The sequence below is a fragment of the Kitasatospora sp. NPDC088548 genome, from assembly GCF_044753005.1.
Classification (GTDB): domain Bacteria; phylum Actinomycetota; class Actinomycetes; order Streptomycetales; family Streptomycetaceae; genus Kitasatospora.
Genome location: NZ_JBIVMI010000005.1, coordinates 38,409 through 61,900, shown reverse-complemented (window position 1 = coordinate 61,900; position 23,492 = coordinate 38,409). Strand labels below are relative to the sequence as shown.

At 72.4% G+C, this 23,492-nt stretch carries 19 protein-coding genes and 1 pseudogene; 11 read left to right on the top strand and 9 right to left on the bottom strand.

Annotated features, from left to right (window positions below; translation table 11 throughout):
• Positions 1–317 precede the first annotated feature (317 nt).
• From ACIP82_RS09410 to ACIP82_RS09400, 3 genes are all read left to right on the top strand, one after another.
• Entirely contained in the window at positions 318–1,784 is a 1,467-nt protein-coding gene (locus tag ACIP82_RS09410; RefSeq protein WP_400652446.1) for an NRAMP family divalent metal transporter, read from the top strand.
• A 172-nt stretch (positions 1,785–1,956) separates the two neighbouring features.
• Entirely contained in the window at positions 1,957–4,227 is a 2,271-nt protein-coding gene (locus tag ACIP82_RS09405) for a hypothetical protein (protein WP_400652443.1), read from the top strand.
• Entirely contained in the window at positions 4,217–5,554 is a 1,338-nt protein-coding gene (locus tag ACIP82_RS09400; RefSeq protein ID WP_363609742.1) for a hypothetical protein, read from the top strand. Before ACIP82_RS09405 ends, ACIP82_RS09400 begins: the two co-directional genes overlap by 11 nt.
• A 321-nt stretch (positions 5,555–5,875) precedes the next feature.
• Here ACIP82_RS09400 and ACIP82_RS09395 read toward each other — a convergent pair whose 3' ends face one another.
• Both ACIP82_RS09395 and ACIP82_RS09390 read right to left on the bottom strand, forming a co-directional pair.
• Entirely contained in the window at positions 5,876–6,883 is a 1,008-nt protein-coding gene (locus tag ACIP82_RS09395) for a sulfite exporter TauE/SafE family protein (protein WP_363609803.1), read from the bottom strand.
• A 255-nt stretch (positions 6,884–7,138) separates the two neighbouring features.
• On the bottom strand, positions 7,139–8,602 hold the full coding sequence (locus ACIP82_RS09390) for a S41 family peptidase (RefSeq protein ID WP_400652442.1): 1,464 nt from the start codon (positions 8,600–8,602) through the stop codon (positions 7,139–7,141).
• Between the two features lie 230 nt (positions 8,603–8,832).
• On the opposite strand from ACIP82_RS09390, the gene ACIP82_RS09385 reads away from it, so the two are divergent.
• The 3 genes from ACIP82_RS09385 to ACIP82_RS09375 all read left to right on the top strand — a co-directional run bounded on the left by ACIP82_RS09385 (position 8,833) and on the right by ACIP82_RS09375 (position 10,428).
• Positions 8,833–9,006 carry a hypothetical protein gene (locus ACIP82_RS09385; RefSeq protein ID WP_363609746.1) on the top strand — a complete coding sequence of 58 codons (174 nt, stop codon included), beginning with the start codon at positions 8,833–8,835 and terminating at the stop codon, positions 9,004–9,006.
• Between the two features lie 339 nt (positions 9,007–9,345).
• Positions 9,346–9,498 carry a hypothetical protein gene (locus ACIP82_RS09380; protein ID WP_400652440.1) on the top strand — a complete coding sequence of 51 codons (153 nt, stop codon included), beginning with the start codon at positions 9,346–9,348 and terminating at the stop codon, positions 9,496–9,498.
• Positions 9,499–9,735: 237 nt separating this feature from the next.
• On the top strand, positions 9,736–10,428 hold the full coding sequence (locus ACIP82_RS09375; protein WP_400652437.1) for a hypothetical protein: 693 nt from the start codon (positions 9,736–9,738) through the stop codon (positions 10,426–10,428).
• Between the two features lie 291 nt (positions 10,429–10,719).
• On the opposite strand, the gene ACIP82_RS09370 is transcribed toward ACIP82_RS09375, so the two are convergent.
• From ACIP82_RS09370 to ACIP82_RS09350, 5 genes are all read right to left on the bottom strand, one after another.
• Entirely contained in the window at positions 10,720–12,414 is a 1,695-nt protein-coding gene (locus ACIP82_RS09370) for a hypothetical protein (RefSeq protein ID WP_400652434.1), read from the bottom strand.
• The gene (locus tag ACIP82_RS09365; RefSeq protein WP_400652431.1) at positions 12,411–13,160 is read right to left on the bottom strand and encodes an ABC transporter ATP-binding protein; all 750 of its coding nucleotides are present in this window, start codon (positions 13,158–13,160) and stop codon (positions 12,411–12,413) included. The genes ACIP82_RS09370 and ACIP82_RS09365 overlap by 4 nt, the downstream gene beginning before the upstream one ends.
• A gap of 275 nt (positions 13,161–13,435) precedes the next feature.
• Positions 13,436–13,711, bottom strand: a complete 276-nt coding sequence (locus ACIP82_RS09360; RefSeq protein ID WP_363609754.1) for a hypothetical protein — start codon at positions 13,709–13,711, stop codon at positions 13,436–13,438.
• Between the two features lie 149 nt (positions 13,712–13,860).
• Entirely contained in the window at positions 13,861–14,208 is a 348-nt protein-coding gene (locus ACIP82_RS09355; RefSeq protein ID WP_400652428.1) for a hypothetical protein, read from the bottom strand.
• 165 nt (positions 14,209–14,373) lie between these two features.
• Entirely contained in the window at positions 14,374–14,727 is a 354-nt protein-coding gene (locus ACIP82_RS09350) for a hypothetical protein (RefSeq protein WP_400652425.1), read from the bottom strand.
• An 84-nt stretch (positions 14,728–14,811) separates the two neighbouring features.
• Here ACIP82_RS09350 and ACIP82_RS09345 point away from each other — a divergent pair, with 84 nt between their 5' ends.
• The 5 genes from ACIP82_RS09345 to ACIP82_RS09325 all read left to right on the top strand — a co-directional run bounded on the left by ACIP82_RS09345 (position 14,812) and on the right by ACIP82_RS09325 (position 21,244).
• Positions 14,812–15,033, top strand: coding sequence for a hypothetical protein (locus ACIP82_RS09345; protein ID WP_400652423.1), 222 nt, complete (start codon positions 14,812–14,814; stop codon positions 15,031–15,033).
• 263 nt (positions 15,034–15,296) lie between these two features.
• Positions 15,297–18,713: an ALF repeat-containing protein gene (locus tag ACIP82_RS09340; RefSeq protein WP_363609762.1), complete on the top strand. Its 3,417-nt coding sequence runs from the start codon at positions 15,297–15,299 to the stop codon at positions 18,711–18,713.
• A gap of 106 nt (positions 18,714–18,819) precedes the next feature.
• The gene (locus tag ACIP82_RS09335; RefSeq protein ID WP_363609764.1) at positions 18,820–19,215 is read left to right on the top strand and encodes a hypothetical protein; all 396 of its coding nucleotides are present in this window, start codon (positions 18,820–18,822) and stop codon (positions 19,213–19,215) included.
• 206 nt (positions 19,216–19,421) lie between these two features.
• Complete coding sequence (locus tag ACIP82_RS09330) at positions 19,422–19,973, top strand: hypothetical protein (RefSeq protein ID WP_363609765.1); 552 nt, start codon at positions 19,422–19,424, stop codon at positions 19,971–19,973.
• Between the two features lie 92 nt (positions 19,974–20,065).
• A complete protein-coding gene (locus tag ACIP82_RS09325; protein ID WP_363609767.1) occupies positions 20,066–21,244 on the top strand; it encodes a trypsin-like serine protease in 1,179 nt (392 codons plus the stop codon).
• 685 nt (positions 21,245–21,929) lie between these two features.
• On the opposite strand, the pseudogene ACIP82_RS09320 reads toward ACIP82_RS09325, so the two are convergent.
• Both ACIP82_RS09320 and ACIP82_RS09315 read right to left on the bottom strand, forming a co-directional pair.
• Positions 21,930–22,238, bottom strand: a pseudogene (locus tag ACIP82_RS09320) (TniB family NTP-binding protein); the annotation flags it as partial.
• A gap of 113 nt (positions 22,239–22,351) precedes the next feature.
• A complete protein-coding gene (locus ACIP82_RS09315) occupies positions 22,352–23,353 on the bottom strand; it encodes a LacI family DNA-binding transcriptional regulator (RefSeq protein ID WP_400652421.1) in 1,002 nt (333 codons plus the stop codon).
• Positions 23,354–23,492: the final 139 nt, after the last annotated feature.

Sequence of the window (23,492 nt, the reverse complement as noted above, 5' to 3'; positions counted from 1 at the left end):
CCCAACCCCCGCCGAAGCACGAGGACGCGCACCCCACCGCGCCGAGAGAACCCACCCCTCCCGCGCCCCGACCGGCCAGACGGCCACCGGCACCGGCAGCACCCGATTCCGCACCCGCACCCGGGAAGCCCGCACCCGCGAGGCCGGTACCCAGAAAGCCGGATGCACCACGGCCCAGCGCGGTCCTGGACGAAGCCCACCTCGGCGACATCGAAGGCGCGTTCGGCCGGATCCCCCGAGACCACACCGAAGAACGCCCGAGCCTCAAGACCCGCACACTCACCCTGCTGGCCGTTCTCGGGCCCGGCATCATCGTCATGGTCGGCGACAACGACGCCGGCGGTGTCGCCACCTACGCCCAGGCCGGCCAGAACTACGGCTACTCCCTGCTCTGGGTCCTGCTGCTGCTCGTCCCGGTCCTGGTCGTCAACCAGGAGATGGTGGTACGCCTCGGCGCCGTCACCGGCGTCGGCCACGCCCGCCTGATCAACGAACGCTTCGGCAGGTTCTGGGGCTGGTTCAGCGTCGGCGACCTGTTCGTCCTCAACTTCCTCACCATCGTCACCGAGTTCATCGGCATCTCGCTGGCCGCCGAGTACCTCGGTGCCTCCACATACTGGGTGGTGCCGCTCTCCGCCCTCCTGCTGATCGCCGTCACCGCGAGCGGTTCCTTCCGCCGCTGGGAACGCGCCATGTTCGCCCTCATCGCCGTCAGCCTGCTGCTCGTCCCGCTCACCCTGCTTTCCGGGCCGAAGTGGGGCCAGGCCGCCCACCACTTCGTCGTCCCCGGAATCCAGGGCGGCATCACGGGTGACGCGGTCCTGCTGGTCATCGCGATCGTCGGCACCACCGTGGCCCCCTGGCAGCTCTTCTTCCAGCAGTCCAACGTCATCGACAAGCGCATCACCCCGCGCTTCATCGGCTACGAACGCGCGGACACCGTCATCGGATCGGTCGTGGTAGTCGTCGGAGCGGCCGCCCTCGTCATGATCGCCGACTACGCCGCCCGCGGCACAAGCTTCGCAGGCAACTTCACCGACGCCGCCGGCGTCGCCCACGCCCTCGAACAGCACAGCCGCGCACTCGGCGTCATGTTCGCCGTCGTCCTCATGGACGCCAGCATCATCGGCGCCGCCGCCGTCACCCTCGCCACCAGCTACGCCTTCGGCGACGTCTTCAACCTGAGGCACTCGCTCCACCGCGGCTTCGGCGAGGCGAAGACGTTCTACGCCTCCTACAGCCTGATGGTGCTGCTCGCCGCCGCCGTCGTCCTCATCCCCGGCGCCCCGCTGGGAGTCATCACCGAAGCCGTCCAGGCCCTCGCCGGACTCCTCCTGCCCTCCGCCAGCGTCTTCCTCCTCCTGCTCTGCAACGACCCCGAAGTCCTCGGTCCCTGGGTCAACCCCCGCTGGCTCAACCTCCTCGCCGCCCTCATCATCGCCGTCCTGCTCCTGCTCTCCGCCACCCTGATGACCGCCACGCTCTTCCCCCACATCGACGTCAAGACCCTGACCACCTGGCTCGCCGCAGCCCTGGTCGTCGCGCTCATCGCGGCGGCCGCCGGCCTGCGGATCGCCCGTCGGCGCTCCGGCGCCCCGGCCCGGGCTCCGGCACCCGCGATGCCGGCGGCCGAGAAGCTTGCCTGGCGGATGCCCCCACTGGCCCTGCTCAAGCCCGTCCAATGGTCACCGGCACTACGGCTCGGCATGCTCGCCCTGCGCGGCTACCTCGTCCTCGCCGCGATCCTGCTGCTGGTCAAAGCCATCCGCCTCGGCGGAGCGTGACCCGAGGGGAGAAGGCGATGCCGGCCCACCGCCGGCTGGTGCGCCGCCTGCCGTCGGGCCGGCGCCGACCAACGGGCCCCGGAAGCCGCCGAGCGCGAGCAGGCCGCCACCGAGGCGAAGCTCGGGACCAGGCGCGGGTAAAGTAACCGGCCGAACCACCGGAAGGGCACCGATGCGGACGCTGTCAGGGATACAGAGACGGACCGGGACGTTCGGGGCCCTGGCGGGTACGGCGCTCGCGGCCCTCGTGCTGCTCGGCAGCGCCGGAACGGCCGTTGCGGCCGGCCCGAGCACCGCGCCGAACGCCACGGCAACGTCCACGGCGTCCGCCACCGCCGCGCCGGCCGGTCAACTCGCCCATGGCGCGACCCAGTCCGAGCGCCTGGCCGAGGAACTGCGCAAGAACCCGGTCTACGTCTCGGCCGACCGTCCCCGCGAACTGCCGCGCTCGCTCGCCCCGGACATCGCCGCCCTCGCCGAGCGCACCGGCGTGCCCACCTACGTGCTGGCGCTGCCCGCGGGCGACGCCGCGCTGCTCGCCCTGGTGCGCGACCGGCTCGGCGAGAACGGCCTGTACGTGCTGATCGGCGACCACGGCAGCATCACCGCCTCCGCGTTCGGCGTCGACGTCCCGGTCGAGGAGGCCCGCCGCATCGCCCTGTACGGCACCCCGTACGGGGCCGGCCCGCTCGCCGCGTTCGAGTCCTTCGCCGACGCGATCGCCTCCGGCCGCGACCGGGCCGCCGCCAAGGCCGACGAGATGTACGACCGCTACCACAAGGACGGCAAGCCCGACCTCTACATCAGCTCCACCGACCGGCAGAACCAGAACCTGCTGCTCGGCCTGGCCGTGGTGGTGACCCCCGGCCTGGTGCTGGCCCTCGGCATCCGGCTCTCCCGCCGCCGCTCCGACCGGCCGCGGCCGGCCGGGAAGAAGAAGGCCGCCGGCTCGAAGGCCCCGGCCGTCGTCCTGACCAAGACCCCGGCCGTCACCCCGGCCGTCACCCTGGACAAAGGCGCGGGCAAGGCCGCGGCGAAGCCGAAGGCCCCGGCCCGCACCACCTGGCCCGCCGCCCGCCGACGCGGCGTGCTGCCGGTGACGGTGGTGGCGGCGGTGGCCGCCGCGGTCGCGGTGGTGCTGGCCGCGCCCACCGTCTTCCCGCAGACCGTAGACAGCCCGTACCTCAACGTCACCCAGGGCGACCTGGACGCCCGGGTGGAGGAGGTCGCCACCGGGCTCGCCGCCGGACCGATCTACCAGGACCCGTCCACCGCGGACGTGCTGACCGCCGCCGACCTGCCCGCGATCCGGCAGCGGATCGCCGAACTCGCGCCCAAGGGCCCGGTGCACGTGCTGGTCACGCCGACCGACAGCGACGACGAGAGCGGCGGCAGCAGCAGCATCCTGCTCGCCCGGGTCCACCAGCGCACCGGCCAGAACGGCGTCTACGTGCTGATCGACCCGGTGTCCGGCCGGATCGACCTGGACACCTTCGGCACCGACCAGGACGCCGCGCGCCGCTTCCTGCGCCTGCCGTCCACCGTCCTCTACCCGGAGTACCGCAACAACGGCGACCTGCAGGTGGTGCCGCGCCTCAACCAGACCCTGGACGCCGTCGCCGCCGCCCAGCCGGGGAGGGACGACGGACCCACGACCCGCGACGCCGAACTGCCCCCGCTGCGCGACAACCGGCTGCCCGGCCTGTTCAGCAGCGACTTCGGGCCCGGGATCGTGCTCGGCACGATGCTGCTGGGCGCGCTGCTGCTGGTCGCCTGGCTGGTGATCGCCATCGCGCGGGCCGTGCTGCACTCCCGCCGCACCCCCGCGGCCGACCCCTCGCCGCAGCAGCACGCCGGACCCCGGCACGCCACCGCGCTGCCGTCCGTCCGGCAACTGCGCGCCTGGGCCGCCGCCGACGTCCGCGAACTCACCGGGCGGCTGGCCGCCGCCGACCAGGCCGCGCCCGGCCGCACCCGCGCCTGGGACTGCCTGGACGCCGCCGAACTGCTGGCCGACACCGGCGACGAGCACCCGGACGAGGCCACCGAGGCGGGCAACCTGGCCACCGTCGCGGTACTCGCCCAGGCCGGACTCGCCGCCCTCCGGGGACACCTCCACCCCACCCTCTGCCGGCTCAACCCGCTGCACGGCGAGGCCACCGGCGGCAAGGTCCCGGGGTGGCTCGCCGACCTCGGCATCGGCCCCAGGTCCGCGCAGCTGTGCCCCGCCTGCCGGGACGCCTTCCGCAGCAGCGGCGCCAACCACAGCACCGCCGACCCGGCCGCCCGCGAACGGGAGGCCACCGAACGGCTGCTGCGCCTGCCCGGGGCGGACGGCCGCACCCGGACCGCCTGGGACGAGACCGGGCAGGTCCTGCCGGCCGCCCGTGAAGGGCTCGAAGCACTCATCCTCAGGGCCAGGGAGTCCGCCAGTGTCCAGTGACCGACTGACCAGTGACCGCCCGACCGGCGCCTCCCGCGGCCTCGCCGCCGGACTGCTCGCCGCCCTGCTGCTGGCCTGCACGGCGCTGCTCGGCACCGGCACCCCCGCCCGGGCGGAGACTGCGGGGACCGGGCCGACCGCCACGACGATCGCCGAGGCGCTGGCCACCAGCCCCGTCTACGTCGACCCGTCCTACGCGGCCGCCGTCAACCCCGCCCAGCAACAGGCCCTGGTCGACCAGATCGCCGCGACCGGCATGCCGATCAAGGTGGTGCTGGTGCCGCTGAAGAAGGGCGACGCCTTCGACGGCAGCTCCCGCACCCTCGCCGCAGTGATCAAGGAGCGGCTCGGCCAGCAGCAGCTGATCCTGATCAGCACCGACGAGTACGGGAAGTGGCTCAACGGCACCGAGTGGCCCACCGACGCCCATCAGACCCGCGACGCCGCCTCCGCCGTCGGCTTCCTCAGGGAACTCAACGACGCCGGACTGGCAGCCCGGGTCGCCAAGGCCGTGGAACTGATCAAGGCCGGCAACGGCACCGAGGTCTACAAGGCCGAGACCGCCAGGATCGACAAGGAGCACTCGGCCCGGCCCGAGGTCAAGGAGAACGCCTCCGGCTCCTCCTCCGGCCGCGGCCCCGGGACCCTGCTCGTGGTCGCCGCGGTGCTGGTCCTCGCCGCCGTCGGCGCCGCCTTCCTGGTGCGCCGCCGCCGCTCGCCCCGGCACACCGCCTTCACCTTCCCCGACGCCGTCTTCGCCGCCGAGCAGGCCGCCGACGAGGCCGGGCTGCGCCGCCAGGCCACCGCCGAGATGCTCGCCCTCGGCGAGGCCGTGGAGCACGGCGGCGGCGCCGCCACCCCGGGTCTGAGCCGAGCCCTGGACGCCTACGACGCGGCCGGCCGGGTACTGGACGCCGCCCGGGGCCTCCCCGACCTGGTCGGAGTGCTGGCCCTGACCGCCGAGGGACGCTCCGCCCTGGCACCGGCTCCCGGACTCCCGCTGTGCTTCTTCGACCCCCGGCACGGCACCGCCGTCCGCCGCACCACCTGGCGCCCGCTCGGCCGCCGGGAGCGGGCCGACGTCGCGGTCTGCGAGGACTGCGGCCAGGCCCTGCGCGCCCGCCGCTCGCCGCAGGTGCTGGCGGTCCGGGACCAGGGCCGCACCGTCCCCTACTTCGAGGTGCCCGCCGAACGCAGCCTGTGGGCCGCCACCGGCTACGGCTCCCTGCTGTCCGGCCCCGACGACACCCTCGCCGCCCGGGTCGGCGCCGGCGAGTTCAGCCGCGCACGGCAGCAGTCCGAGGACCACGGCGCGGCCAAGGACTGAGCCCGACATACCCCCTGACGGGGCGCCGGTTCCCTGGCGGAACCGGCGCTCCGCCGTTCCGCCGCCCGTCCGGGTCGCACAGTTCCCGCACGGCCGACGCGCCGGGAGCCAGGAGCCGGGAGCCGGGTGGTGTCAGCGCTGCCGCGGGCCGGGCAGTGAATTCGGTCGGCCGTCATGGCGGCCACTCCTCATGTGCGTGGTTGGTCGCGAGGGGTGGCCCGGTGCGGCAGCTCAGGCTGTCGTCCAGGCGGCTCCCGGCGGCCGGGCCTTCGAGGTCTCCGTCTTCCGTCAGGACGGCGAAGCCTTCGGCTGTCGGGCTGGTCAAACCCGGGCGGGAGACCCCTCATGGCGGAGTTCCGGGGAGAGGATCGCGTAGCGCTCGTTGCGGACGAGGGCCACGCACAGGACGGTGAACATCGTGAGGGTGGCGACACTGGCCGCGACCATGAACGGTGTGAACGGCACGAGCAGCACGGTGCTGATGAGTTCGGCTCCGATCAGGACGAAGAGTACGGCCCTGATCGTGAAAGGCGCGAGCTTGGTGCATATCCATGCCCCCAGCGGAGCGCCGACGGCGACCACCGGCGCCGCCGCCGTCCAGTACCCGACGACGGGGCCTGTGAAGTCATCGAGCAGGATCACGTGGGTGAGGAACGCCGCGACGGAAACGATCGTCATCATGACCACGGTCGTCGGGGTGGCGACCTTCTCGGACACCCTGAAGAGCAGGACCAGCAGGAGGAACATGACGCAGTTCTCCCCGACTCCCGCCACGCCGCTGACAATCCCGCCCGCGAAGCCCGCCGCCAGGACAAGGCCCTTCTCACGTTGGCTCCAGGCGGGGATCTTCGCGTTGCGGCGGTATCCGCGCTGACCGAGCTGGACGACCAGGGCAAGAGCGAGGGCCACCAGCAGCATGGTGAACAGCGCCCGTACGACGGGGAGTGGTACGTGCGGAGCGAGCAGCGTCGCGCTCAGCGCGACACCGACCACCCCGGAAGCAGAACCGTAGAGCACCACTTTCCGCTCGATCGGAATCCGGTTCAACAGGATCGACAGCGAAGCGGCCGACATACCGATCGACTGGATGGCGAAGGTGAATATCCTGGCCCGGTCCGGGGGAACGACCAGGACCTTGGTCAGGACGGGGAAGGCGATGGCACCCCCGCCCTCACTCGTCCCGCCGCCCACGAGGGAGCCGAAGACCATCGTCAACGCCACTCGCCAGTTCTCCGCGAGCACGGTGAAGTACTCCGTGCCCCAGACCAGGGCCCAGACCAGCCAGACCACACCGGCAAGGGCGGCGTTGACCACCAGCACACGAGGCACCTTCAAGCGGCCAGTCACGGAGGCATCCCTCTCACGAGAATCACGATCACGACATCCCGCCGCACCGTAGCGTGAAAGACGGGCCTGCCGGACGGTGCGGGCTTCAAGTCAGCACGATGGAAGAACTTCTCCTTCCGGTGTGGTCGATGGTTGCGTTGAGCGCGCCGCCGCCCGCTCCGCTGGCGGATGCGGCCGGCCCCCACCTCTACCCGGCCACCGGCCAGGCCCTGAGGGCGGTGGATCCGATGTGACGGGTCATTGGTGGCCGGCTCCGGCGGTGAGCAGCCGCCGGGCCTCGGTCAGGGCGGAGTCCTTCAGCCCGGCCAGCTCCTCCTTCGTGAAGACCGGGGTCCGGACGTCCGGCGGGATGCCCGGTCCGTCGAAGGTGGTGCCGGCCGGGGTGAGGAACTCCTCGTTCGGCAGGAGCAGCACGAGGTCCGAGGAGAGCCGTCGGGCCAGGGCGTCCGAGAAGACTCCCTGGGTGTTCTCGCCGATCCGGGTGATGTGCGGGCTGCGGCCCATCATCGCCTGGGTGAAGGTCTCGCCCGCACTCACCGTGGAGCCCGAGGTGAGCAGGGCCACGGGCCCGGTGAAGCGGGTCGCCCCGGGGGCGGGGCGGACGGTGACCGACTGGGGCCGGGTGAAGGCGGCCGGGTCGGCCGGGTCGTTGCGAGCCACCTTCCGGTAGGCCAGGTACGGCCGGTCGGTGAACCGGGAGGCGAGCCGGACGGCCAGCGCGTCCGAGCCGCCGGCGTTCACCCGGGCGTCGATCACCACCCCGCGCAGGGGCGTGGCGCGGGGCCGGTCGAGCAGGGCGCCGACGGCCTTGTCGAGTTCGGCCTCCTGGTCCTGCTGGCCGCCCTGGTCGACGTAGTCGCCGAACGCGCTCACCCGCAGGTAGCCGAGGCCGTCCGGGAGTTCGCCGACACCGAGGAGGCCGTTCCCGAACGGCTGCTCGGGGACGGCCAGCTGGGCGCTGATCGGCGGCAGGACGGTGGTCAGCAGCTGCGCGGTCGGCGCCACGGTGCCGTCCCGCATCTCCCTGAAGAAGGTGGTGTACCCGCCGCCGGGATTCGCACGGAGCAGGGCGACGTGCGAGTCCTGGAGCGGTTTGACCATGGCGATGATCGTGTCCACCAGGTTCTCCGCGGTGACCGTCGGCCGGTACGCCGCCCGCTCGGCGTGCCAGTCGACGCCCTTGACGGCGAAGAAGGGGTAGTTCTCCTCGAAGCTGTCCCAGAACCTGTCGAACACCGCGACGGGATCGTCCGGGACCGGCAGCGCGCACCGCGCCGGCAGCCCGCCGGGCAGCCGTTCCAGCGTACGGGTGCCGGTGCCCGGGTCCTTGGCGTACACGGCCCGGTGGCGTCCGTGCGGGGTGACGGTCAGCTGGGCGAAGGGCTCCCCGGGGGTGCCGTAGCGGACGGCGCCGCCGGGCAGGGGCGCGCCGAACTGTTCGGCGGAGGTCACGCCGGGGGTGCAACTGTTCCTGGTGACGTCGTAGGTGGTGAGGGCGGTCCCGTGGATCTCGACGATCGTGCCGTACCCGTCCGCCCGCCAGACGCCCTCCAGCCGGTTGGCGCCCGGCCGCTTCGCGCCGTCCCCCTCCGGTGCGGCGCCGACCGCCCCGGCCGCGCCGACCGTTCCCGCCGTGAGCACGAGCGCGACCGCCGTGATGCCCGCCGCCCGGGCCATCGACTTCCTGTGTCCGATACCCATGCCGTGCCTGTGCCCTCCAGGTCCGGGACTTCCCCCGCGGAACCCCTCCGCCGCCCACGGGTCGACGGTACGGACCGGTCCGGCCGCCACGCGTCAGCCTGTGGAGCGGTCCGGACCCCGACCAGGGAGGTACACCGGTGCGCTCCCGGCTCCGCCCTGCGGCGTACCCGCCCCCGGAACGGCGTCAGGGTCACCGGATCGGTGTCCAACTCCCTTGCGCTCAGGCCGCCATGGCCGATCAGCTCCAGCGGCTGCTGCGCTCTGGCGCGGTGTCGGACAAGGCGATTCGGGCGCTCGGCGACCTCGCCCTGCACGGCCTGGTCGCCTCGGACGGTGAGGCCACGCTGGTCATGCCCTGGGGCGAGCCCCGGGACGGCGACCCCGAGGCCGTGCCGGCGGCGTGAGGCGGTTGCTTCCACAGGGGGCTGAACCGGCGCCTGGACGGGGGGCTGCGCGGTTGCCCCGAGGGGTGCACCGAGAGTTGCGGCCCCCCTTCATGGGATCGCCCGTTCTAGCAGGTCAGACTGTGCGGGAAAGCCTCTCACGCGCGCCGGCACCTCTTTCCGCGCGACAGCCGTGGGCAGAGGATCCGCTCCGCCGGCCGACGGCGCCGGGCTCGGCGGAGCGCCGACCGGTTCGCGTGTCCCAGGGAAGTCCAGTGCTGTCACACATCCTTGACGGAACGTCAGCTGCACGGGGCGGTGGCGCAAGAACACGCAACCGACCCGACATGGGAAATCGTCATGACGCTACGGTTTGTCGGGATCGACCCCGACACCCAGGGCGGCGGTTCGCCGACGGTCTGGGTGGGCGACGAGAAGAAGAGGCTGAAGACCGGACTGGGGCTGGTCTCGTGTGCGGGGATGGGTGCTGGTTCCGGTGGTGTCGCCGGTTAGGGATCCGCAGCGTTGACCTGGGTGTTTGTGCGGTCGGTTGAGAAGCGCCGGGTGGCATGAGAAGTGGTGAGGTTTTCCGCAGTCGCAGTGAGAGGGCACGCAGGCGGTTACGGCGCTCGGACATGCCGACACCCTGCCCGCTCGCCCGCTCTTCATGGCCGTCCTACGCCCGCGACATCCTGCTAGCATCCGGCGCCATCGCACCCAGGGGAGAGGTGCCACATGACGGGGAGGGGCATGGACCCCGCACTCATCACCGGAATCGCGTCGGTGCTGTCGGCCGGCGTCGCATCCGCCGGAACGTACTTCATCATGCGGGGGAATCGGCGACACGACAAAGCCGAGCAGGACGCGAAGATCCGCGACAGGCGGGAACCGGTCTACAAGGAAGCCGAGACGCTCGCCACCGCGTTTGAGAGCATCGCCGTGCTTCTCGTCGAAGTCACACCGCGGGAGCGGGGTGCCGTGCGGAGAGAACTCGGCGACAACCGGCTGCGCATGCTCCGCTACCACCGCACGCTCGCCCTGACCGGGCCAGTGGGGATCACCTACATGTGGCAACTCATCGAGGGTCGCGCCAACAACCTGGTGCACGCACTGGACCAGCTCGGATACAGCGACCCGGACCACGAGCCGACGGATGAGGAGGAGAAGCGGGCAGCCGAGGAGCTGGCCGTCTTCGCCAAGCACATCGCCCCGCCGTTCGGCATCATGGGCGCGCTGCTGGACGATCCGCGGCTGATGGGCAGGCTCGACATCCAGCACCGAGTCGACGAAGAGGGCGAGAGCCTCAGCGTGATCGTTCCCCGGGCCGAGCGCCGTCTGTGGTGGCTGGGCCGGCGCTCTGCCGACAGGTATGAGGCTCTGGGGCGGCCGGCGTCGGAGAGGTCCGAGCAGTCATGCCCCGCAAATGGATCGCCTTCCCCGTGACCTCGCGACGAACTCCCGCAGCGGACTCGACGAGCTGCTGCGGGAGTCGGCGTCGTCGCCTCGCTGGCGTCCCGCAGGTGGTGGCCACGGCTGGGCTGACGCGGTCCGCGCCGCCCGGCTGCCGCGGCGAACCGGCCCTGGGCCCCGGTCCGGCGCCGAAGTGCGCATCCCGCAGGGCCGGGCCCTGGAGACTCTGAAGCGCCAGGCATCGTCCCCGCCACGCACGGTGCGGGCCGGTCCTGGGTGGCGGTGCGCCGGAGCATCCGAACCGACGACCCGCGGAGTACGGGTCTAGGGAGTGCTCTTCCCGGGGCGGGCCTTGCTCATCTTCGCTGCCCTGGCCCGCGCCCAGCGCAGCAGCAGGACCGCAACCACCAGGGCCATCAGGGCGGCCTTGCCGACCGGCACGGTCGCCCCGCCGCGCAGCGCCGAGGAGAACATCGGCGTCAGCGCCGCCACGCCCACGGCAGGCCCGGCCGCGTACCAGGCGGCGAACAGCAGCGGGCCTGTCCCGCCGCCCGCGCCCTGGGCCGGGGAGAACATCAGGTCCTTGCGCAGTATCCCGCGGCAGGCGTTCACCAGCCCCGCCGCGACCAGTGCCGGCGCGGCGGCCGGTGCGAGCCAGGCCGCCGGGCCCGTGCCCGCTGCCAGCAGCGCCCCGGTGCAGGCCAGCCCCAGCAGGACCCCGGCCAGCGTCGGAACGATCGCATGACGCAGCATCAGAGCGGCGAACGGGTACGGCGACCAGGAGGCCCGCCGGACATCGTCCGTCTCGATCCGGGCCGGCTCCAGCAACTGCGCGACGGCCAGGTAGCCGAACACCAGCGCGACGGCGGTGGCCAGCCAGGACAGCCCGCCCGTGGCGCCGTGCGCGAGGACGGCGCAGAGCAGTGCGGGCACCGTCAGCACCACCGCGCGACCCAGCCGGGCGGGGGAGCGGAGCAGGGCGAGGGTGTCTCGCCACGGCACCACCAGCCAGGCCCGCCGGGGCGCCGGCAGCCGGAGCCGGCGTTGCCGGGCGCTGCCGCTGGCGCCGTTCACCGCCAGCCGCGCGCTGCGCAGCTCGACCGTCCGGAGCGCGGCCAGCACCCCGGCGGCCGTCCTGGCCCGCTCCCGCAGCCGGGCCAGTGGCACCGTCGCGGCGGCCCGGTCGGCGAGCACCAGGGCAGCACCGGTCGACACCAGCAGGAGTGCGGCGGCCACCCAGCTGCCCGCCACGGCGGCCGGGGTCGGCGCCAGTGCGGCGATCGCGGCCCAGCCCCACGGCCCCGACCACATTTCGACCAGCTCCAGCCAGTGCACCGGGTGACCGGCGACGGCCAGCGCGCTCTGCCCCGCCAGCGCGATGATCAACAGTGTCAGATACGGAGTGAGCCGGCGCACCCAGCGGGCGGCGCGGTCGCTGCGCTCCACCACCAGCGCGGCGCAGGTGGCCAGAAGCGGCACGCAGAGCCCCCCGGGCAGGCACCAGCCGAGCGCGGCCGGCAGGCCGACCCGAACGGTCAGCCCGAGCGCGACCATGCCGCCGGCCGCCGCCACCAGACCGGGGAACGCGGCCACGGCACAGGACAGCCAGAACCACGGCCGGAGCACCGGGCGGGGCCGGACGGGGTGGACCAGCAGCCAGTCGGCCGCCGCCCGGGGCGGCACCACCGGGCCGCGCCACAGGCCGTCCCGGACCAGCAGGAGGAAGGTGACCAGCCCGATCGCGGTGATACCGGCGGGTATCGCGGCGAGCAGATCGCCGCCGTGGCCGGTGTAGTCGGCGCCCATGGATGCCTGCAGGAACAGGCCGAGGCTGGGCACGCCGCCCCAGATGATCAGGATGAGTACCACGCAGTAGACGGCGAAGCCGACCGACTTGGCGCGGTTGCGCCGGTGGGGGGCACGCAGAGCGCGTAGCAGGGCGAGTGTCTCGTCGGTCCAGTCGTCGTCGTCCGTCCAGGCCTCGACGGCGGGCTCGGCTTCCGGGTGAGCGGTGGTCACCGGGCACCCGCCGGGTCCGCGGCGGTGCGGGCCGCGAAATCCGCCGCCAGTACCTTGCGGGTCGCGCCCTGCTTCAGGATCCTGCCGTCCTCCAGTACCACCACCCGGTCGGCCACGTCCAGGGCGAGGTCGGTATGGTGGGTTACCAGCAACACCGCGACGCCGTCGGCCAGTTCGGCCTTGAGCAGATCGGCGAGGTGTCGGCGGGCGTCCGGGTCGAGCCGCTGCTCGGGCTCGTCCAGCAGCAGCAGATCGCGCGGGCGGACCAGCGCGCAGGCCAGCAGCAGGGACTGCATCTGTCCGGAGGAGAGGGCCGAGGGCAGCGCGTCGGCCCGTTCGGTGAGCATCCGGTCGGCCAGCACCTGGGAGACCCAGCCGGGCGCATCGGCGACCCCGTGCGCGACCGCGACCAGAAGCAGGTGCTCACGGACGGTCAGGTCGGGGTAGCAGGCGACGGTGTCGCCGACCACCGCCACCCGGGCCCGGACCCGGGGGTCGTTCTCGTCCATCGGGATGCCGTCGAAGAACACGGTGCCCTTGCTGGGTACGTCGCGTCCGGCCGCGACCCTGAGCAGGGTCGACTTGCCCGATCCGTTGTGTCCGAGCAGCGCCACGCACTCCCCGGCGGCCAGCGACAGGCTCACGGGGTGCAGCACCTCCCGCTCGCCGTACGAGCGGCTGACGCCGGTCAGCCGCAGCAGGGGCTTGCGGGCTGCGGCACGTGGTTCGGCGGCGTTCTTGGCCATGGGGGAGGGCGCCTCTCAACGGGGTGTCCGGCCACAGTACCGATCCGTCGGCGGCCACCCGGGCGAGGGTGGCGCCGGCCTGGATTCGGGAAGAACGTCGCGCGCCCGGCCTGGGAGGGGGCAGCGGAGCGTGGGGGCCGTCGGCGGTCCGCCGGGGTGCGGACAGGGCTGCCCACCACGCGATGCTCGGCACCGCCCACCTGCACAGCCTGTCCATCACTGGCTGAAGATCATGACGAGGCGGCCTTCAGGTGCCCGGAAGATCCGAGTACCACTCAGGGCCTGTCAAACGTCCACGAGTTGCCGTACCCGCCCAGCCAAAGGGTGTGCTTCCCGTCCTTCGCGACCCGGCTCGACAGCGCGAGGTGACACCTCTTGGGCTGCGCGAACCCGATCACCACCAGGTGCCCGGCATCCGTTTCGTAGGTGGCTTCCCAGGTACCGTCCGCCACTTCCCACAGGTCGTCCGTCGCCGGGGATTCCACGGAATCACGACAGGCGGAGGCCGGTATCACCGACAGGCCGAGCCGGCCGCCCTCCAGCAGGGCCAACCTGGCTCCGGCTGTCCCCTCGGCCGTCCATTGTCCGACCGGACTCGGCGGCGGGGCGGTGGTCACGCAGGACCGGAGCACGAAGAGGGCGGAGAACGCCAAAACGAACGCCAACACGACGGCCGGAACGGCCAACTGTGTGGATCTTGTCATGCCGGGACGGTAGCAGCGCAGGCCACCGGCGCCCGGGCTGCGCTTGCAGGAGGAGCCCCGCCGGAGGCGTCCGCAGGCCAGGGGCGCGGGAGCTGCGGCAGGTGGATCAAGGAGATCTCGTCGATGAAGCTGCCGGCGATCTGCGGAGGCTTGTCGACCGAGACATGGCGGAGGCCGGAGAGGGAGATCACGACGTCCGGTTTCCACGGTCCCTTCCTGAAGGTGATCTCCAGGAAGTCCTCCCCGGTGAAGACGTCGCCGACCACCAGCCGCTGTCCGCCACCCCCGCCCACGCCATCACCCTGCCGCGCCTGGCCCTCGCGCAGCACCTCGCGCCGTAACACCTCACGCCGTAGCAGCGGCGCCCGCCGCCGGGCCGACACGGACCTGCGGGCCCGGGAGGAGGCCGAGCAGGAGCGGAACGCCGAAGCTGAGGCCGCGGCCGCCGAGGCGAAGTGCGGCAGTTCCTGGTGGCGTCACTCCTGGGCCACGGGTTGCCGGACGCGCCGTCAGCGGTTCCGGCAGGTGGGGCAGGTGGCGTGGTGGCTCCGGTGCAGGGCGCGCAGGCGGGCGGTGCGCCGGGCCAGGCGCACGACCGAGCGCCGGGTGAAGGCGCAGGTCACCATGCCCGTCAGGACGACGTCCTCCCCGTCGTACAGGACAAGGGTGGCCGTGCCGGTGGGGATCGGGCTCCCGCCGCCTGCCGTTCCCTTCGTGACCATGCGTACCTGACACCAGGGCACGGGTTTGCTGCGCTCCAGGCCGCGATGCAGGACGCCCTGCGCGTCCGCCCGGACGCCCAGGCGCACGCTGCGGCAGACGCCGGCCGCGCTCACCAGGGTGATCACGATGTACAGCACCACGCCGAACGGATCCCGGACGAAAACCGCGAGCCCGCCCACCCCGATGAGGAGGAAGACCCCGATCAGCGTGGTCAGGACAGGCTGGTGGCGGAGGCGCGGCGGTTCGTCTGCGCCGCGTTGGGCGTGACGGAGGAACAGGCGGCGTTGGACGCACCGGAGGTGGACGTCCACACCGACGGATGGCTGCTGCGGTTCGCCGAGGGAGGTCTGCCGCTCTGCGAGCCGTACGGGGTCGGGGTGGTGTTCGAGGGGCTGCGGCCGGTGCGGGTGGAGGATCTGAGCGAGGCGGAGGAGATCGAGGACTGATCGGTCCGGGCCTGCGGGGCCCCGGCCTGACAGCGCATCTGAGGGGCGTACCCAGATGATCCCACGTCAATCCCCGGCGTCCGCTTTGCGATGAACAATACGTATTCGAACCAGCGTAGCGATCAAGCCAGTGTGTGCACATTCGGACAATCAAAAAAGAGGGTCGGAATTTCGTCCGTGCACAACTAGGCTCCTCGCGGTGCCGGGACAACTGTCCCGCCACGAAGGGGCCCTGACGGGCCCGGGGGAAAACGTGAGGGGTTATGTCCTACGCGACAAATCGGACAGGATCGCCGCAGGGGCGGCGGATCCGCAAGAAGCTCTCTGCTCTGATCGCACTCACTCTGGCCGCCACCGTGGCCGGCACGACCGTCGCCCACGCCCTGCCGTCCGAGGCCGGGCCGGCACCGCTGCCCGCGGACACCCGTGGCAAGGTCGTCGAGGCCTGGGAGCTGGGCGGCCTCTCGACCAAGGACGCCGCCGCGAAGGCGCTGCTCGGCACCGACGCGGACCTCACCAAGTTCCTCGGTGAGACCCTCGCCCGGGTCTCCGCCGAGGACGAGCGCTTCGCCGTCCTGAAGATGCTCAGCGACACCGGTGTCGGCGTCCGCGACGCCGCCATCAAGGCGCTGAACGGCACCGACGCCGACGTCCACGCGTTCGTCACGTCGGGCTGGCAGAACCCGATGAACGACGACCGCCGGGCGGCCGTCTTCTACGTGCTGAACAACAGCGAGGCGGGTGTCCAGTCGGCCGCCGCCAAGGCGCTGAACGACGGCACCCAGAAGGCGCTGGAAGACTTCCTGACCACGGGCCAGGCCAAGGCGCAGGAGGAGGACGACCGGTTCGCCGTCTTCGCCGCGCTCGGCCAGAACCCCGGGCCCGAGTTCACCAAGCAGGCCCAGCGGGCGCTCGCCGGGACGGCCCAGGATGTCCGCGCGTTCCTGGAGAACGGCCAGTACCTGGCCCGGACCCGGGACCAGGAGACGCTCTCGATCACCCAGCTCGCCCAGGCGGCCAAGGAGGCCGGCCAGCGTGCCAAGACCGAGACCGAGAACGCCAAGCAGGCCGGCGCCCGTGCCGAGGACGCCGCGGCCACGGCCAAGAAGGCGGCGCTGAGCGCCGCGGACGAGGCCTCCAAGGCCAAGGACGACGTCAACAAGGCGGGCGAGGCGGCCAACAAGGCCGCGCAGGCCGCCGAAGGCGCGGCCGCCGCCGCGGAGACGGCGATCTCCGCCTCGAACGCCGCCGTCGCCGCCGCGCGCACGGCCGCCTCGGCCGCTCAGTCGGCCGCCTCGGCCGCGGCCGCGGCCGAGCAGGCCGCCTCCAGGGCCTACCGCGCCGCCGCCTCGGCCGCGGGCAACCGGAACGAGGCCGACTCCGCCCGCGACGCCGCCCGGGGCGCCCGCGACGCCGCCAAGGGCGCCCGGGACGCCGCCAGCGCCGCCTCCGCGGCGGCCACCGCGAGCGCCGACGCGGGGCGCTCCGGTGCCGCCGCCGCCCGGGCCGCGAACGACGCCGCCAGCGCCGCCGAGGCGAGCGCCCAGGCCGGCAACTCGGCCGGCGCCGCCACCGCTCAGGCGGCCCGGGCCCGGGAGGCGGCCGGCAAGGCGCGTTCCGCGGCGAACCTGGCCACCGCGGCCTCGGGCCGCGCCGAGAGCCTCGCCACCGCGGCCGCCGCGCACGCCGCCGAGGCGAACAAGAAGGCCAACAGCGCCGCCGACCACGCCGACAAGGCGGCGGCAGCCGCCGAGCAGGCCGCCGCGGCGGCCGGCCAGTCGCAGGACTGGGCCAACGTGGCGACCGCCCACGCCAACGCCGCGATCGAGGCCGCGACCGCCGCGAACAGCGCGGTCACCGAGGCCCAGAGCACCGAGCAGCTGGCCCGTGAGGCCGAGGACGCCAAGCTGGAGGCCGACAAGCAGCAGGGGCTCAAGGAGGCCGCCGCCCTCGCCAAGGCGGAGGCAGCGGACCAGGCCAAGCTGACCAGCGACCAGACCTCGGCCGCCGCGCTCGACGCGGCCACCAAGGACCTGGTGCAGAAGGCCGCCGCCTCCGGCACCGACACGAAGACCGCGGCGGGCTTCGGCCGCAAGGCCGCCGTCAACCTGCTGGACACCGCGGGTTACTGGACCCGCGACGCCGCCCGCGCGGCGCTCGCCGACAACGACGACGGCGTGGTCGCCTGGGCGAAGAAGGAGTACCAGGACAGCCTCCGGCTGGACGACCGCGACAAGGTCGCCTACATGTCCACCATCGGCACCTCCACGCTCGCGGGGGCCGCCCAGCGGACACTGGAGAGCACGGACCCGACCGCCGTCCCGAAGTTCCTCTCCGGTGGCGCGCTGGACGTCCAGGCCGACGACCTCCGGTACACCATCTTCACCATGCTCAACGGAGCCGGGACCGCGGTCCAGCGGGACGGCGCCGCCGCACTGAGCAACGGCAGCGCCAAGGCGATGTCCGACTTCGTCCACACCGGCTACCAGCGCGCCGTGGCCGAGGACGACCGGGTGGCGATCTTCACCCTCCTGGGCAGCCAGGCCGGTCCCAACCTCAAGGCGGCGGCCGAGATCGCGCTCGCCGGGCCGGCCTGGATGCAGCACGACTTCGTGACCACCGTCCAGTACAAGGCGGCCGTGCTCGACTCGGACACCGACACCCACGTGTCCTCGGTCCTCGCGCTGATCGCCAACGCGGCGAAGGACGCGGTCACCGCCACCGAGAACGCCCAGCTGGCGTACCAGGTCGCGGCCAACGCCCGCAGTGCCTCCGCGGAGGCCAACGAGTGGGCGGACAAGGCCCAGGCATCGGCCCAGCAGGCCAAGGGCTACGCGGACGACGCGAAGGCCAAGGCCACGGCGGCGGACGCCTCGGCGAACGCCGCGGCCGCCTCCGCCCAGCAGGCCAAGTCCGCCGCCGCGACCGCGCAGAAGGCGAACCGCGCGGCCAACTACTCGCTCAACCAGGCGGTCGCCTCCGCCGACAAGGCCACCGCCTCGGCGGCCGGCGCCCGTGCCTCGGCCGCCAGCGCGGCGGCCTCGGCGACGGCTGCCGGCAAGAGCGCCTCCGAGGCCTCCGCGGCCGCCCGGGAGGCACGCACCATCGCGGCGGACAAGCGGGCCCAGGAGCAGGCGGCGGCCGCCGCCGCGGCGGCTCAGGCGGCCCGGGCCGCCGAGGCCGCGAACGTCAACCCGTCCAACAACCCGGCCAACGACAAGGTCAACGACACGGCGTCCGCCACCCCGCCCGGGGGCTCCGGCGGAAACGGTGGGAACGGTGGAACGGGCGGCGGCGACGGCAAGGAGGGCGTCCGCAACTTCGCCACGGAGATGGGGCACTACAGCACCGTCTGGGCGATGGCCGCGGTCGCTTCGCTCGTCCTTCCGCCGCCCCTCGGGGAGATCGGGTTCACCGTCTTCGGGGCCTTCTCCCTCGGCGCCGGTCTGCTCAGCGCCGGCGGGTTCCTCCTCTCCGACGGCTGGAACAGCAAGGCGTTCCTCGACGCGGCGACCAGCGCCGCCGTCGGCTGGGTCGGAGGCCCCTTCGGCAAGGCCTTCGGCAAGGTCGCCGCACCGGCCGTGAAGACCAGCATCAAGGGCGCCAAGGCAGTCGGCAAGAAGATCATCGAGGGTGGGGCCAACGCGGCCTCCGGCATCATCGGCCTCTTCACCTGGTGATCTCCTGAACCGTCCGGCGGTCTAGGCTGCCGGAGAGCGGTGAGTCAATCCGAACGGGACCGTGGGGCCGCGTCCGACGCGGCCCCACGGTCGACAAGGGGTGGACATGTACGAACTCGACCTCAGCACGACCTCCTGGTGGCTGATCGCGGTCCTGTGCGCGGCCGTCAACCTCGCGCTGCTGGTGCCTTCGATGCCGACGCGCGCGACCCGGATCCGCGTTTCGTTCATGCCGGTGGTCATCGCGACGTTCGCCTTCGTCGCCTCGGTCGCCAAGCCCGACTACTCGACCCAACTGTTGCTCTCGATGTACTCGATCGCCTGCCTGCTGGTTCCCGGGAGCCTGCTCGGGTTCCGCAGGAAGATGGCGCGGATGGTCCTGGAACGCCCCGAGGACGGCAGCCTGCCGCCGGAGCACTACGGCCTCGCCCAGGAAGCCATGATCCGTTTCACCGTCGCGGCGGTCGCGATGGGCGGCCTCATGTACCTGTTCAAGCCGTAACCGCCCGGCAAGGGGCCGTTCGGAATATCACCCCGCCCATAGAGTTCGTATACGTATCTGCGGTTCGACAATTCTCCTCTCGGCCGGCTGAACGATCTTCCGGAACATCATCCGTTCGTGATAGCAATGCTTCCGGTAACGGCCGCCGAGCCATTCACGCAGATGCCGTGAACCACCGAAACCGAAACTTTCCAGGGGGGATTCCCATGCGCTCCATTCCCAAGCTGCTCGTCGCCGGTGCGGTCGCCGGCTCCGTCGCGCTCACCGGTGTCGCGGTCGCCAACGCGGCGACCGGCGTTCCGGCCGGCTCCGCGGTCGTCACCGCCGACGACACCCCGCCGCCGGCCGTCGAGGACTTCGTCTACCCGGACGCCGACAAGATCTTCACGGACCGCGGCATCAGGCTCATCACCGGGGACGGCCACATGGTCCTCGTCGACTGCCCCAGCCCCGGCACCACCAAGCCGGGGGTTCTGCTGATCGACACCCGCGGCATGACCGACCGGGACACGATCGGCCACGGCAAGTTCTGCTTCCAGATCACCGGGAACAGCGCCTCCATCAAGCTGGAGCTGCCGAACGTCTACGGCATCACAACCCCCGACTACGCGGTGACGGCCCACATGGTCACCGGCACCGGTGACCAGACCGAGGAGAAGACCTTCGCGCTGCAGCGGAACAAGCCGAACCCGGTCGGCGAGGCCACCGACCCGCAGCGCCGCCCGTACACGCTGCTGGACCTCACCGCCGTCAAGTGACGCTCCCGGGCCCCGCCGCGCGACCGCGGCGGGCCCGCGCCGTCCTGCCCCGACATCAGTTCCGGCCCTGCCCTGACACCGGGAGACACCTCGTGCTTCGCACCCGTTCACGCACCGCGTGGATGACCGGCCTGCTCGCCTCGGCCGCCGTCGTCGGCGGAATGCTCACCGGCGGAACGGCCAACGCCGTCGTCGGCGACACCGTGCCCACCAACTTCCACACGTACACCACCAAGCTCGACATCGGCAACGGCCAGCGCAGCTGCACCGGTTCGCTCGTCGACCCGTACTGGGTGCTGACGGCGAGCAGCTGTTTCGCCGACAACCCGGCCCAGCCGCTGGCGCTCGCCGCCGGTGCGCCCAAGCTGAGGACCGTCGCCACCGTCGGCCGCACCGACCTGACGACCACCAACACCGGCCACGTCACCGAGGTCACCGAGCTGGTCCCCCGGGCCGACCGCGACCTGGTGCTGGCCCGCCTCGCCAAGCCCGCCCAGGGCATCCCCACCGTCCCGCTCGGCGCCGCGCCGGTCGCCGGGGAGACCCTGACGGTCAACGGCTACGGCCGCACCAAGGACGAGTGGTCGCCGCTCGCCCTGCACAACGGCCAGTTCACCGTGCAGTCCTCGACCGCCACCACCCTCGCCGTCACCGGGAAGACCGCGGGCCGCGACAGCATCTGCAAGGGGGACGCCGGCGGCCCGGCGGTGCGGATGGTCAACGGCCGGGCGGAGATCGTCGCCGTCAACAGCACCTCCTGGCAGGGTGGCTGCTTCGGCACCACCGAGACCAGGACCGGCGCGGTGGAGACCCGGGTCGACGACCTCGCCGGCTGGCTGCTGGACACCCGGCTGCACACCGCCTCGCTGGTCAACAACCTGAGCGGCCTGTGCGCGTACGTGCCGTGGCAGACCCCCGAGTGGGGCGCGCCGGTGATCCAGATCGGCTGCGACAAGCAGTTCATCGACCAGGTCTGGGACTTCCAGAAGACCCCGGCCGGCACCTACCAGATCCGCAACACCTACTCCGGCAAGTGCCTGCTGGCCCCCCACCAGACCCCGGACAACGGCGGCCCGATCGTGCAGGCCGACTGCGACCCGCAGTACCCGGACCAGGTCTGGAAGCTGGAGAAGGTCGACGGCGGCTACCAGATCCGCAACACCTTCTCCGACCGGTGCGCGATCGCCTGGTCGGGCGACAACGCGCCCGGGTCGAAGCTGACCCAGTACGACTGCATCCCGCAGTTCGCGGACCAGGTCTGGTCGATCTGACGGACGGACGGGTCGGCGGCGTCGACGGCGGGTGACGCCGGCGGCGGATGACGAGTGACAGCGAAGGGTGTGCGGCCGCCACGGCGGCCACACACCCTTCCGTCGTTGCGCGGGAGGGGCTCTGTCTTGCACCGCGCGGGGGTTGTCGGTGGACCTGCTGTCGCGGCCGGGCGGCTGGCGGGAGACGTGCCGGCAGATGGCGGACTCCAGTCCGCAGGGCCGCAAGGCGTTGGCGGCGGCGCTGGACGAGCTGAGGGTGTGGGGGTACTGCCGAGTGGAGGACCTGGTGAAAGTACCCTCCCCGGCTGACCGTCACCAACACCTCGACGACCACTTCATCGAGCGTGTCCTGGTCGACAGCTCGAGGGAGGGCGGAGGAGTGGACGTCTTCCTCCGCTACGGACCGGGTCGTCCCGACGCGGTGATCTCGCTCACCGGCATCCTGCACTTCGCCGGGCCCTTCCTGGAGATGGATGGCGCCTTCACCGACGAGATCTCCCTGAACCTCATCGCTTCGGCACGTCCCGACTGGCCGGATGACCATCGCGCCGCCACCCCCGCTGCTTGCGCTTCCCGCCCCCACGCCGCTCCCTTCCCTTCCCTCGGCACTGCCTCTGCTGCCGCCACTCCCGTCGCTTTCACCGCCGGAGTTCCGGCTGCTCCTGGTGCTGCTTGTGCGTGCGGTGGCGGGCAGGGAGTCGCAGTCGATCAGACCGGCGCGTCCGGCGAGCTGGGCGCCCGCGGCGCCGGTGAACAGCGCGGTGGCGGTGACATCGATACCCGCGTACACGAATGTCGCCGAGATCCGCTCGGTGAGGTCTTTGAGGAAGCCGGCGGCCTCGGCGCCGGTGCTGGTGCGCGGGTTGAGGCGGTGGATCTCGTCGATCGTCACCAGCCGTACGCCGACCGTGTTGTAGGTGTGGCACACGGAGGCGGCGATCTGGGCCTGGGTCGTGCGGGCGGAGACGGGGACGCCGAGGTAGCGGGCGAACTCGAGCGGGGAGATCTGACGGGCGATGAACGTGCGCCGTGAGGTGGCGCTGGTTCGAGCGAAGAGCTGCCGGATCACCCGGGCGGCGCACGGTCGGCCGGGGTCCGGGGCGGTCCTCAGCCCAGGCGGGCGGTGGATTGGCGCTCGTGCAGCGTCGCGGGCACGATCCTCGGTGCCGCCGATCCCGACTCACCGGCCAGGCGTTCGAGCAGGAGCTCCATGGCGAGTCTGCCGGTGGCCTCGGGGGAGAGGTCGAGGGCGGTGATGCCAGGAGTGGCGAACCGGGTCTGCTCGCTGTCCGATCCCGCGGCGATGAGAAGACGACCGGGAATGTCCCAGCCGAGGGCGATCGCGGTGTGTGCGATGCTGGCGGCGTGGCGGCCGGTGCTGGCGAAGACGGCGTCCGGGGGGTTCGGGCGGGACAGCAGCAGCCCGCCGACCTCAGCGCCGGCCGTCTCCCCGTGCTTCTCGGGGACCCGCTCCAGGATCGGCTCCTGGCCGTGCTCGTGGGCCCATGACAGGTACGCCTCGACCGTGTCGTGGTTCCAGGCGTTGTCATCCGTGCCCGCGACGACGGCGACCCGGCGGGCGCCGCGTTCGAAGAGCAGGTCGAGCACGCGCCGGGTCTCGGCACGGCTGTCCGTGTCGGTCCACCAGATGTGTTCGGGCCGGGCGGGGTCACGGCCGGTGGAGACCACGGGCAGCCCCCGGTCGAGCAGCTCGGCCAGGACCGGGTCGCCGACGAACGGGTCGACGACGATACCGCCGTCCAGGTTCATGGCGGCGGGTACGGATCTGCGCGTGAGGTCGGGGACGAGCATGAGTCCGAAGCCGTGGTCGAGCGCTGCGGTCGCGGCGGCTCCGGCCAGCCGGACGAAGTAGTCCACGCCCTGCAGCGTGTAACCGATGGCGTCCAGCGGGCGGATGGCCAGCGCGATCACCCCCGTACGGCCGCCGCGCAGGCTCTGGGCGATGGGGTTGGCCTGGTAGCGCAGCTCGGCGGCGGTGCGCAGGATGCGCTCACGCGTCGCCGCCGCCACCGCGCCCTTTCCGTTGAGCACGTGCGAGACGGTGGTCGCCGACACACCGGCCGCCCGCGCTACGTCGCGGATCGTCACTCTCCCCGACGGAGCCATCACGCCTTGTCCAGCCTTTCCGGATGTTGGCAAAAAGATATCACCAAAACGATTGACCAAAACGTTTTGGTAGGTGACTCTACCAGTCTGAGTTGTCCACTCCCGCTGGATGCGAACCCTC